Genomic DNA, 11,932 nt, shown 5'->3' with positions numbered 1-11,932 from the left:
AATTTTAACCCTCCTGAGATAACATTACGAAATAAGGATATCAAATCTTTGTTTTCTTGTCCAGAATCTTACAGTAAGAGGGGGACAGATGGGCCATCCAAAATAGTGGTTGCATTTTCAGTGGAAAGTTGTATGATTAAGTATATCGGCAATTCATACAAAAAGGAGGCTTTTTATGGATTCTGTAATTGACAAACTGACAGAAATCGAGGTGGCTGCTTCGGCCATCGTTTCCCATGCGGAGAAGGAGAAGGAAGAGCTGGACAGAGAGTTTGAAGAGCGCCGGAAAGAATTTGACCGCGAACTTGAGGAAAAGACAAACGAGAAGATAAAGAAGATCCAGGAGGAACTGGAAAGAGATAAAAAGACGATGCTGGATGGACAGGAAAGCGCAAGCTCGGATCTTATCATGTCGCTTCAGGACGAATATGAGACGCGGCATACAGAGTATGCGAAGGAGATCTTACAGCGGATCACAGAGGTGTAGCCTATGGGAAATTTACTTGCTTACAGTGGGATTGTCACAAAGCTCCGGGCCATGGAGGCAAAGCTCATAAAGAAAGAGCAGTTTGATGAAATTATGGCCATGGGAAGTGTTCCCGAAGTTGTGGCATACCTGGTTCAGCATTCTACTTATGGCCAGGTACTGGAGACAATGGATCCATCCCTGATCCACAGAGGAAATATAGAAAAGATGCTCGTCTTGTCCCTGTATCGGGATTATATGAAAATCTACCGGTTTTCCGGGATGGAGCAGCGGAAGTTTTTGAAGCTTTATCTGAAGAAATATGAGGTAGAGCTCATCAATTACTGTCTGAGGATCGTCATCAATCACTACAAGGAGCCGTTTGACCTGAATTATAAAAAAGATTTTTTTGACCGGTATTCCCAGATTTCCATAGAGAAGCTGATCCATTCCAGGACGACGGATGAAGTGATCGAAAATCTAAAAGGGACAGAATATTATCGGACACTAAAGATGTTAAGAGACGGAAAGGCGGCGACACTTTTTGACTATGATCTGGCATTGAATCTTTATTATTTTACAGCGATGTGGAAAGAAAAAAAGAAGATTCTGAAAAAGAAAGAACTTGAGATTTTCACAAGGGACTACGGAGCTCAGATCAATATGCTGAATATCGAATGGATCTACCGTTCGAAAAAGTATTTCAGCCTGCCGCCTGCGGATATTTATTCGCTCCTGATCCCGATCCAATATAAGATAAGTACGGAGTTGATGAAGGAGATGGTGGAGGCTCCGTCTCTGGAGGAATTCTGGAAGGCGCTTCAAAAGACAAGTTACGCCAGACATTATGATTTCGGAAAGGAACTGACGGTGGATAAAATCTATGCTGACTGTCTGTATCATCTGTATATGGCAGACAGAAGAAGAAATCCGTATTCCATCGCTTCTATCAATACGTACCTGTTCCTGAAAGAGGAGGAGCTTCGCAAACTTACTACCGTGATGGAGAGTGTGCGCTATGGCGTTGCTCCGGATGAGATCGCAGTGTATGCAGGAGGGAAGAAGACATGATTGTAAAAATGAAATTCGTCAATATATCCGGACCGCAGAACGATATCGACCGTGTGATGGATCTTTATCTGTCAAGATACGAGATACAGCTTGAATCAGCGCTGTCCGAACTAAAGACAGTGGACAATCTTCGGCCTTTCGTGGAGACGAATCCATATAAGGACGCGCTCCTTAAGGCAACGCAGTTTGTGGGATACCTGAGTGATCCGGAGGATATCGTGCCGGATAACAGTATGGGGCTCAATGAAATCTTTGAGCTGATCCGGACCACCAATGATGAGTACCTGAAGGTTCAGGCAAAACAGGACACACTGAAGAAGAAGCGGGAGGAGAAGGAAACAAAGCAAAGAGTGATCGAGCCGTTTCGCCCTCTTAACGGGGATTTGGGTGCGGTCATGAATTACAAATACATTGCTTACCGATTCGGAAAGCTCCCGGCAGAACAGTATCAGAAGTTAGAGAAATATCTGCTTCACGATCTGGAGGCTATATTTGTAAAAGGGGAACAGGATGACAATTTTGTGTACGGGGCATATTTTGCTGCGCCGGCAAAAATCCAGAAAGCGGACGCGGTCTTCCGTTCCCTCCATTTTGAAAGAATCGAGATTCCGCCGGATTATCAGGGAACCCCAGACGAGGCATGCAGAAAACTTACACAGGAGATCTTTGAGATCCAAAAAGAAATGACGGATCTGGATCGCCAGACGGAAGAGATGCTTGTCAAGGAGGCGCCGAAGCTTGTAGCGGCAAAGAAAAGACTTGAGGAGCTGGCTCACAATTTCGACGTCCGCAAGGTGGCTGCCAAAGTAAAGGATAAAAAAGAAGATTACTATATCCTGTGCGGCTGGATGGCGGAGGATGATGTGGAAAAATTCATGGCAGAGGCACAAAATGACGACAAGGTTTTCGTCGTTGTGGAAGATGACCATGACAGCTATTTCGGGGAACCGCCGACAAAGCTTGACAATCCAAAACTGTTTAAGCCATTTGAAATGTTTGTGGGAATGTACGGACTGCCGGCACATAATGAGCTGGATCCGACGATCTTTGTGGGCATCACATACTCGTTTATTTTCGGTGTGATGTTCGGGGACGTGGGGCAAGGCCTTCTCCTCGTTATTGCAGGGGCGCTCATCTATCACTTCAAGAAGGCGCCGCTTGCCGGGATCATCGCTACCGCGGGGATTTTTTCCACTATATTCGGATTTATGTTCGGAAGTATATTCGGATTTGAAGACTTGATCGAGCCGCTCTGGCTTAGGCCCATCGACCATATGACAACGCTGCCGTTTGTCGGAAAGCTGAATACCGTATTCATCGTGTCTATTGCTTTTGGGATGGGGCTCATCGTGGTGGCCATGGTACTCCATATCATCAACGCCATGAAGGAGCATGATACCCAGAGCGCCTGGTTTGACGCCAACGGAGTGGCGGGACTTGTGTTTTATGCATCGGTCATCGTCGTAGTGGCGCTTTTTATGTCAGGTCACAAGACACCGGCGGGTATCGTCCTCTTTGTGATGTTCGGCGTACCGCTTATCCTGATTCTCTTTAAGACGCCGTTGACCAACAAGATCAAAAAGAAGGCAGAAAAGATGGAAGAAAGCAAGGCCATGTTCCTTGTGGAAGGATTTTTTGAATTATTTGAGACGCTGTTGAGCTATTTTTCCAATACGCTGTCCTTTGTTCGTATCGGAGCGTTTGCCGTCAGCCATGCGGCCATGATGGAGGTCGTGCTGATGCTGGCAGGTGTGGAAGATGGAAATACAAACTGGGTAATCATCGTGTTTGGAAACCTTTTCGTCTGCCTGATGGAGGGGCTGGTCGTAGGAATCCAGGTACTCCGTTTGGAATATTACGAGATGTTCAGCAGGTTTTATAAAGGAAGCGGGAGAGTATTTCAACCATATAGCAAAAAGAAAAATTAAAGGAGGAGCTTATTATGACTCTTGCAGCCAAACTGATTTTGATAGCAGCATTGATATTAAGTATTGTGATTCCCTTCGGATACTATCTGATAGGGGAGCGAAACAAAGGGCGTTACAAATGTGCCCTCGGTGTGAATGTGTTCTTTTTCTTTGGAGCATGTCTTGTGGGAGCCATTATGATGTTTACTGGGCAACCGGTAGAAGCAGCGCAGTCAGCTGCTCAGGCATCTTCTATGGCGACGGGACTTGGGTATATCGCAGCCGCTCTGGTAACCGGTTTATCCTGTATCGGCGGCGGTATTGCCGTGGCGAGCGCGGCAAGTGCAGCGCTTGGAGCCATCAGTGAGGACTCCAGTGTGCTTGGTAAGTCGCTCATTTTCGTAGGACTTGCAGAAGGTGTGTGCCTGTACGGGCTTATCATCTCCTTCATGATCCTTGGGCAGCTTTAAGCCATGAAGATGTTTTTGATCAGTGATAATGTCGACACGTACACAGGGATGCGTCTGGCGGGCGTGGATGGAGTCGTCGTACATGAGCGAGGGGAGCTCTACGATGCGCTCCAGAACGTCCTGAAAGATAAGACAGTAGGCATCGTTCTTCTGACAGAGAAATTCGGAAGGGAATTTCCGGACATCATCGATGAATTCCGTCTGGAGAGAAAGATGCCGCTTCTTGTAGAGATCCCGGACAGGCACGGAACCGGCCGCAGCAAAGACTTTATCACATCGTATATTACCGAAGCGATCGGACTGAAATTATAAAAGGAGGGATTCCTTTTGACATTAGAAGAAAAAATCGAACAGCTCAGGGTCACTTCCATGGAGGAGGCGAGAGCGGAAGGAAATGATATCATCAGTTCCTACCGTACCGCTCTTGAGAAGGTATTACAGGACCACAAGGTGGAAGCGATCCGGCAGATGGAGACTCGCATTAAGGCAGAGACGACCAATGCGAAGCAGCAGAAAAATCAGGCTATGGCCAAAGCGCAGCTCAACCTGAAACGGAAAGAAGGGAGGGTGCAGCAAGAGTTAAAAGATAAGATTTTCCGGGAAGTCATGAAGATGGCAGAGGAGTACATGAAGACGGAAAGCTACAAGGAATTTTTGTTACGATGCATCCGAAAATCCGTGGAGTTTGCCGGGCGGGAGGAGCTTACCTTATATATCAATCCTTCGGACGTGGAGATGAAAGAAGAGCTGGAAGTAAAGAGCGGGACGTTCCTTACGGTAAGCCAGGAAGATTTTATCGGAGGAATCCGCGCTGTGATCCGGGGGAGAAATATCCTGATCGACCATTCTTTCAGGACTGCTCTGCGCAATGAATACGACCAGTTTATTTTCTCGGGAGGTGATGACATTGAGTAAGACAGGAATTATATACGGGATCAACGGACCTGTCATCTATCTGAAGGGAAATACCGGGTTTGAGATGTCGGAGATGGTCTATGTAGGAAAAGAGCGTCTTGTAGGGGAGGTCATCGCCCTTGACAAAGACCGGACAACCATTCAGGTATATGAAGAGACATCCGGGCTTCGGCCGGGAGAGGAAGTCATCGCTACCGGGGATGCAGTGTCAGTCATTTTGGCGCCAGGTATCCTGAACAATATTTTTGACGGTATCGAGCGTCCTCTTGAAAAAATCTCCGAGACAGGCGGTGCATTCATCACAAAAGGAGTGTCGGTAGACAATCTGGATAAGACAAAGAAATGGAAAACCCATTTTACGATAAAAGAAGGGGACTATGTAAACGGAGGAGATATCTTTGCGGAAGTACCGGAGACAAGAGCTATCGTCCACAAATGTATGATCCCTCCGCATCTGCACGGAACCGTTGTGTCTGTCAAGGAAGATGGCGCTTACACGATCGAAGAACCGCTCATTGCCATCGACCCGGGAACCGGTCGGACAGTGGAAATTCCGATGGCGCAGAAGTGGCCAATCCGGACACCGAGACCAGTCAGTCGGAGATTTTCGGCTTCTGTGCCTCTCATAACCGGTCAGCGGATCATCGACACGATGTTTCCTATCGCAAAGGGCGGAACAGCTGCCATCCCGGGCGGATTTGGTACCGGGAAGACGATGACCCAGCATCAGATCGCAAAATGGTCGGATGCAGATATTATTATCTACATCGGATGCGGGGAACGTGGAAATGAAATGACACAGGTACTGGAAGAGTTTGGAGAACTTACGGATCCGCGTACCGGAAATCCTCTGATGGACCGGACGACTCTGATCGCAAATACTTCCAATATGCCGGTAGCGGCCCGTGAGGCAAGCATTTATACCGGACTTACTTTGGCGGAATATTACCGGGATATGGGGTATGATGTCGCCATCATGGCGGACTCCACTTCCCGGTGGGCGGAAGCGCTCAGGGAGCTCTCTGGCCGTCTGGAAGAGATGCCGGCGGAAGAAGGATTCCCGGCTTATCTGGCCTCCCGGCTTTCTGCATTTTACGAACGTGCCGGAATGATGCAGAATTTAAACGGAACGAAAGGATCGGTCAGCATCATCGGGGCAGTCTCCCCTCAGGGGGGCGATTTTTCCGAGCCGGTCACACAGAATACGAAGCGATTTGTGCGCTGCTTCTGGGGGCTTGATAAAAGCCTTGCCTACGCAAGACATTTCCCTGCCATCCACTGGCTTACAAGCTACAGTGAATATCTGCAGGATCTCTCACACTGGTATCAGGACAATGTATCGCCGAAGTTTGTAGACTATCGGAACAGACTGATGGCTCTCCTGAATCAGGAGAGCAGCCTTTTGGAGATCGTAAAGCTGATAGGAAGCGATGTGCTGCCGGACGACCAGAAGCTGATCCTTGAGATCGCGAGAGTTATTCGTCTGGGATTTCTGCAGCAGAACGCATTCCACAAAGACGACACGTGCGTATCTATGGAAAAACAGTTTTTGATGATGGATACAATCCTGTATCTTTATAAACAGGCAAGAGCGCTTGTGACAATGGGGCATCCAATGTCCGTGCTGAAATCGGAACCGATCTTTGAACGGGTCATCTCCATCAAGTACGATGTGCCAAACGACCGGCTTGAAATGTTCGCTCAGTACCGGCGCGATATCGATACGTTTTATCAGAACGTATTGGAAAAGAATGCATAAAAGGGGGAAATGAAAACTATGCCAATCGAATATCTTGGATTAAGCAGCATCAACGGCCCCCTGATCGTACTCGAAGGGGTTCAGGATGCATTTTTCGATGAGATCGTGGAATTCGTCATCAATGGTACAGAGCGGAGGATCGGACGTATCATCGAACTGTATGAAGATAAAGCGGTCATCCAGGTGTTTGAAGGATCCGAAGGGATGTCTCTTCGAAATACCCACACGAGACTTACAGGGCATCCGATGGAGATTGCTCTGTCAAAAGAAATGCTTGGAAGGACTTTCAACGGAATCGGCCAGCCCATCGATGACCTGGGGCCGATCCCGTCAAGACTTAAGCGGGATGTGAACGGACTTCCGCTGAATCCGGTTAAACGGGAATATCCGCGAAACTATATCCGAACTGGGATTTCTGCTATTGATGGACTTACAACGCTGATTCGAGGACAGAAACTTCCGATTTTCTCTGGAAACGGGCTTCCGCACGATCAGCTTGCAGCCCAGATCGTAAAGCAGGCTTCCCTGGGAGAAGAGTCCGGGGAAGAGTTTGCCATCGTCTTTGCGGCTATGGGAGTCAAACATGACGTGGCGGATTTTTTCCGGAGGACATTTGAAGAAAGCGGTGTCGCCGACCACGTGGCTATGTTTTTGAATCTGGCCAACGATCCGGTGGTAGAGCGTCTCATCACGCCGAAAGTCGCCCTTACGGTGGCTGAGTATCTGGCATTTGAGCAGAACATGCACATCCTTGTGATCCTTACGGATATGACTTCCTTTGCTGAGGCCATGCGTGAAGTCTCTTCCTCAAAAGGAGAGATCCCAAGCAGAAAGGGATTTCCGGGTTACTTATACAGTGAGCTGGCTTCTCTCTATGAACGTGCCGGTATCGTGAGCGGAGTGGAAGGTTCTGTGACACAGATTCCGATCCTGACTATGCCAAACGACGACATTACCCATCCGATCCCGGACTTAACCGGATATATTACGGAAGGACAGATCGTTCTTGACCGGAACCTGAACGGCCAGTCCATCTATCCGCCCATCAGTGTACTTCCGTCCCTTTCCCGTCTGATGAAAGACGGTATCGGGGAGGGTTACACGAGAGAAGATCATCAGGATCTGGCAAACCAGCTTTTCTCTGCCTATGCGAAAGTAGGAGATGCAAGAAATCTTGCATCCGTTATCGGAGAAGATGAACTGTCTCCTATCGACAAAGAATACCTGGCTTTCGGAAAGGAATTCGAAGAGAAATATATCGGGCAGGGGATGGAGGAAAACCGGACGATAGAGGAGACATTGGATTTGGGATGGGAGCTTTTGGGCAGGCTTCCGAGAGAAGAACTGGACCGTGTCAATACAAAGATTCTGGACAAGTATTATCATCCAACTAAAAGAGATGAAGGGGTCACGACAAGTGCAAGTCCGGGATCCATTGCGAATAAATAAAGGGGTGATGATGTGGATCCGCGTACATTTCCTACAAAAGGGAACCTGATGCTGGCAAAAAATTCCCTTCAGCTGGCAAAGCAGGGATATGAGCTGATGGACAAAAAACGAAATATCCTCATCCGGGAGCTGATGGAGCTCATCGACCAGGCACGCACGATCCAGGAAGAGATCGACAGTACCTTTACCCACGCGTATCAGTGTCTGCAGAGAGCCAACATTGAAAATGGAATCAATACCGTATCCCAGATCGCCTACACAGTGCCGATCGAGGATTCCATCGTCATACAGACGAGAAGTATCATGGGGACAGAAATCCCACATGTAAAGTATACGCCTCAGACACCGGTTCCAACCTATGCTTTCAGCACGACAAAAGAGTCGGTGGATCAGGCTTTGGAAGCATTTCGGAAGGTAAAAGATCTGACAGTCAAACTCTCCATGGTGGAGAATGCCGCATACCGTCTTGCCAGCAATATCAAGAAGACACAGAAGCGCGCCAATGCTCTTCAGAATATTACGATTCCAATGTATTCCAAGTTGGTATACAGTATCAGCAACGCCCTGGAAGAAAAAGAAAGAGAAGAATTTACAAGGCTAAAAGTTATAAAAAGAAGAAAACAGGGGTAGACAAATGGCAGAAAAAACAAACCAGCGAGTAAAATACAGAAACGGAAAAATTTTCACAGCCGATGAAAACCATTCTTTTGTCGACACTATGATTGTGGAGAACGGCCGCATTGTGTGGACAGGGAAGGAAGAAAATACAAAAGACTGTGGATACAAAGAGAACGACAGGACGGTAGATCTTGCAGGAGCCTGTGTTCTGCCGGGATTTGTGGATGCCCACATGCACCCGGTCATGCTGGCGGATTTCAGCAAGAAAATATCTGCCCTTCCTCCGAAGGTCCATTCTATCGAAGAGCTGATTCAGGAGATCACACATGTAAGAGAACGGCAAAAGCCAGGACAGTGGATTGAAGGCTGGGGATACGACGAAGGAAAATTTGCGGAAAAGCGCTCTGTCAACAGATATGATCTGGATCGAGGCTGCAGCGATTCCCCGGTATCCATCATCCGCACATGCGGACATATCCGATGCGTCAACAGTATGGCTCTTCGCCTGGCTGGTATCGACCGGAACACGCCGGACCCGGAAGGGGGAGAGATCGAGCGGGACGAAAACGGAGAGCCGACAGGAGTTCTCAAAGAGAACGCAAGGAATCTGATCCTTCCATTCATGCCGGAAGAGAAGGAAGAAGACAAGATCGAAAATCTTGTAGCACTCGGAAATCTTCTCACATCCCAGGGGATCGTAGCAGTCTGCGACATGGGAAATTTAGATGACAGCGACAATGAACCACTTTACCAAGAGGCAGCCAGAAGAGGGTTTGCCCAAAAAGTAGGGATTTATTATATGTGGGATTATTTCATGGGAAATCAAACATTTGATATTCCGAAAGAAAAGATGGACCGGTCGCGTCAGATCTTTGCTGCAGGGCTCAAGCTCATCGGGGACGGAAGTGTTTCAGGGAGGACGGCATGGATGTCCCGGCCATATGTTGGTTCATGTGAAGAGTATGGGATCTCCGTCTGCACGGACGAACAGATGGAAACAGCATTTTCTTTCTGTAAAGAACACAAATGCCAGCTTTCCATGCACGCTATGGGCGGGCAGGCTATCTCACGCGTCGTCGAGCGGGCATACGGGGAAGACAACTGGATGGAAGATGACACCCCATATGTGCGGGTGGAGCATATAACGGATCCTTCCGACGACAGTATCCAAAAAGCTGCGGAAAAAGGGATCGCGTTTGTGACTCAGCCCATCTTTATGTATGCTGAGATCGAGAGCTACCTGAAAAATTTGGGAGAAGAATGGATGAAGACATGCTATCCTGTACAAAAGATGCTGGATGCAGGAGTGAAACTCTGTTTTTCTACCGATGCTCCGGCTACATCCTGGGCGGTTCCATCAGATCCGTTTCCGTGTATAAAAGGAGCGGTAACAAGAAAAGCCTATGATGGAACCGACTGTGGGCAGGCCGAAGCCATCGATATTCGGACAGCCGTCTGTCTCTATACGAGAGAAGCGGCAAAAGCAGCAGGATTTGGCGTCCTGGGGATGATCAAAAAAGGATATGAGGCAGATTTTATCGTACTGGACAAAGATATCTTTGAGATCCCGCCGGAAGAGATAGATAAGGTAAAAGTAAAAGCGACTTATATCGGGGGAAACTGTGTATACCGCCGGTAACAAGCAGATACAGATAAGATAGGAGAAGAAGCCTTTCTGATGATATGTACATGGATCCTGGATACATATCTCGACAGGCTTCTTTTTCTGTTTCATTTTGATTTTTTGTCTGTTAAGACTAGCCCTGCTGCGGTCGTCTTGTTACAATAGAAAGATAAGAATGAACGAAGAGGTGGAATATGGACACACAGGAATATACATGCAGATTAAAAGAGAAAGGATGCGGGGGATGTCCGCTTCTTGGAATACCGTACGAAGAACAGCTCAAGAAAAAACAGAAAGACGTCAAAAAGCTTTTGGGGAAATTCGGGAAGATCCAGCCGATCCTGGGGATGGAGAATCCATGGCATTACAGGAATAAGGCGATCTCCACGTTCGCTTTCGGGCCAGGCCGCCAGCTGATCAGCGGGATTTATGCGAAAGGCTCCCACTACGTCCTACCTGTGGAAACCTGTCTTCTGCATCATCCGGAACTGGATGCGGCAGTTAAAGCAGTGCGGAAAGCTGCACGCCTGTGCAAATACAAACCGTACGATGAGGACAGAAAGACCGGACTCATCCGTCACACCCTTGTAAGACACAGCCTGCTTACAGATGAGATCCTTGTCGTGCTTGTCACAGCGGAACCATCCTTGCCGGGAGCAAAAACTTTTGTAAAAGAACTCCGGAAAAGCTGTCCGAAAGTCGCTACAGTGATCCAGAATATCAATCCGCGATCCACAAGCGCCGTCCTGGGATTCCAGGAGAAGATCCTGTACGGAAAAGGCTATATCACAGACTCCCTCTGCGGCGTTCGTTTCCGCATTTCCGGATCCAGCTTCTATCAGATCAATCCGATCCAGACAGAAGTCCTTTACCGTACAGCAATCGATGCGGCAGGACTTACAGGAAACGAGACAGTGCTGGATGCATACTGCGGAGTGGGAACGATCGGACTTGCAGCCGCGGCACATGCAAAAAGCGTGTTGGGAATTGAGAAAAATGCAAGTGCAGTCAGATGTGCCGTACAGAATGCAAAGGACAACCAGATTCAAAATGCAAAATTTATCAACGGCGATGCAACAGAAGTGATCCTGAGGATGGCTGCAAGAGGCGAGCGCGCAGATGTCGTCTTTCTGGATCCGCCGAGGGCCGGCAGCACACCGGAATTTCTGGGAGCGGTAAGCCACATGAAACCAGAAAAGATCGTCTACATCTCCTGCAATCCGGAGACACAGAAACGAGATATGGAAACACTGCGCAAGGCAGGGTGGAGAGCGAAGAAAATCGTGCCGGTGGATCTGTTCCCAGGGACAGAACATGTTGAGACGGTTGTACTTTTGTCCAAACTCAATACCAAGCAGCATATTAAGGTGGAGCTGAATCTGGACGAGCTGGATTTGACAGAGGCGGAGAGCAAGGCTACCTATGATGAGATCAAAGCGTATGTGCTGGAAAAACACGGCCTGAAGGTGTCCAGCCTGTATATCTCCCAGGTCAAACGGAAGTGCGGGCTGGATGTGGGGCAGAATTATAATCTGTCGAAGAAGGAAGATGCTAAAGTGCCGCAGTGTCCACCAGACAAGGAAGCGGCAATTATGGAGGCACTAAAGCATTTTCACATGGTATAATAGTGGGCAAATGTAGAAGCAAATGCCG

Annotated in this window: 11 protein-coding genes; all 11 read left to right on the top strand. The window is 48.1% G+C overall.

Translation table 11 applies throughout. From position 1 onward, the window contains the following. The first annotated feature begins 175 nt into the window (after positions 1 to 175). The 11 genes from ACLROL_RS08815 to rlmD all read left to right on the top strand — a co-directional run bounded on the left by ACLROL_RS08815 (position 176) and on the right by rlmD (position 11,904). A complete protein-coding gene (locus tag ACLROL_RS08815) occupies positions 176 to 487 on the top strand; it encodes a hypothetical protein (protein ID WP_287449357.1) in 312 nt (103 codons plus the stop codon). 3 nt (positions 488 to 490) lie between these two features. Continuing rightward, entirely contained in the window at positions 491 to 1,537 is a 1,047-nt protein-coding gene (locus ACLROL_RS08810; RefSeq protein WP_087200634.1) for a V0D/AC39 family V-type ATPase subunit, read from the top strand. Then, positions 1,534 to 3,465, top strand: a complete 1,932-nt coding sequence (locus ACLROL_RS08805) for a V-type ATP synthase subunit I (protein ID WP_413067695.1) — start codon at positions 1,534 to 1,536, stop codon at positions 3,463 to 3,465. The genes ACLROL_RS08810 and ACLROL_RS08805 overlap by 4 nt, the downstream gene beginning before the upstream one ends. 14 nt (positions 3,466 to 3,479) lie before the next feature. Further along, positions 3,480 to 3,914: an ATP synthase subunit C gene (locus tag ACLROL_RS08800; protein WP_087200637.1), complete on the top strand. Its 435-nt coding sequence runs from the start codon at positions 3,480 to 3,482 to the stop codon at positions 3,912 to 3,914. Between the two features lie 3 nt (positions 3,915 to 3,917). Beyond that, positions 3,918 to 4,226, top strand: coding sequence for a V-type ATP synthase subunit F (locus ACLROL_RS08795; RefSeq protein ID WP_087200638.1), 309 nt, complete (start codon positions 3,918 to 3,920; stop codon positions 4,224 to 4,226). 15 nt (positions 4,227 to 4,241) lie between these two features. After that, positions 4,242 to 4,829, top strand: a complete 588-nt coding sequence (locus ACLROL_RS08790) for a V-type ATP synthase subunit E (RefSeq protein ID WP_087209066.1) — start codon at positions 4,242 to 4,244, stop codon at positions 4,827 to 4,829. Then, positions 4,822 to 6,588 (top strand): V-type ATP synthase subunit A, encoded by a 1,767-nt coding sequence (locus ACLROL_RS08785; protein ID WP_413067694.1) that lies wholly within the window; start codon positions 4,822 to 4,824, stop codon positions 6,586 to 6,588. The genes ACLROL_RS08790 and ACLROL_RS08785 overlap by 8 nt, the downstream gene beginning before the upstream one ends. Before the next feature lie 18 nt (positions 6,589 to 6,606). After that, positions 6,607 to 8,037 (top strand): V-type ATP synthase subunit B, encoded by a 1,431-nt coding sequence (locus ACLROL_RS08780; RefSeq protein WP_087200645.1) that lies wholly within the window; start codon positions 6,607 to 6,609, stop codon positions 8,035 to 8,037. A 12-nt stretch (positions 8,038 to 8,049) separates the two neighbouring features. Continuing rightward, positions 8,050 to 8,667 carry a V-type ATP synthase subunit D gene (locus ACLROL_RS08775; RefSeq protein WP_087200647.1) on the top strand — a complete coding sequence of 206 codons (618 nt, stop codon included), beginning with the start codon at positions 8,050 to 8,052 and terminating at the stop codon, positions 8,665 to 8,667. A gap of 4 nt (positions 8,668 to 8,671) precedes the next feature. Continuing rightward, on the top strand, positions 8,672 to 10,294 hold the full coding sequence (locus tag ACLROL_RS08770; RefSeq protein ID WP_413067693.1) for an amidohydrolase: 1,623 nt from the start codon (positions 8,672 to 8,674) through the stop codon (positions 10,292 to 10,294). 179 nt (positions 10,295 to 10,473) lie between these two features. Next, positions 10,474 to 11,904, top strand: a complete 1,431-nt coding sequence (rlmD, locus tag ACLROL_RS08765) for a 23S rRNA (uracil(1939)-C(5))-methyltransferase RlmD (RefSeq protein ID WP_413067692.1) — start codon at positions 10,474 to 10,476, stop codon at positions 11,902 to 11,904. The last annotated feature ends 28 nt before the right edge of the window (positions 11,905 to 11,932 follow it).

Origin of the sequence: Sellimonas sp., assembly GCF_047234585.1 — a bacterium.
Taxonomy (GTDB): domain Bacteria; phylum Bacillota; class Clostridia; order Lachnospirales; family Lachnospiraceae; genus Sellimonas; species Sellimonas caecigallum.
The sequence above is the reverse complement of the archived record's forward strand: the minus strand, read 5'-3'. Positions and strand labels throughout refer to the sequence as shown.

Coding starts and splice junctions, on each gene's coding strand:
- ACLROL_RS08770 (WP_413067693.1), top strand. CDS start 8,672: ATGGCAGAAAAAACAAACCAGCGAGTAAAATACAGAAACGGAAAAATT.
- ACLROL_RS08810 (WP_087200634.1), top strand. CDS start 491: ATGGGAAATTTACTTGCTTACAGTGGGATTGTCACAAAGCTCCGGGCC.
- rlmD (WP_413067692.1), top strand. CDS start 10,474: ATGGACACACAGGAATATACATGCAGATTAAAAGAGAAAGGATGCGGG.
- ACLROL_RS08800 (WP_087200637.1), top strand. CDS start 3,480: ATGACTCTTGCAGCCAAACTGATTTTGATAGCAGCATTGATATTAAGT.
- ACLROL_RS08805 (WP_413067695.1), top strand. CDS start 1,534: ATGATTGTAAAAATGAAATTCGTCAATATATCCGGACCGCAGAACGAT.
- ACLROL_RS08795 (WP_087200638.1), top strand. CDS start 3,918: ATGAAGATGTTTTTGATCAGTGATAATGTCGACACGTACACAGGGATG.
- ACLROL_RS08815 (WP_287449357.1), top strand. CDS start 176: ATGGATTCTGTAATTGACAAACTGACAGAAATCGAGGTGGCTGCTTCG.
- ACLROL_RS08780 (WP_087200645.1), top strand. CDS start 6,607: ATGCCAATCGAATATCTTGGATTAAGCAGCATCAACGGCCCCCTGATC.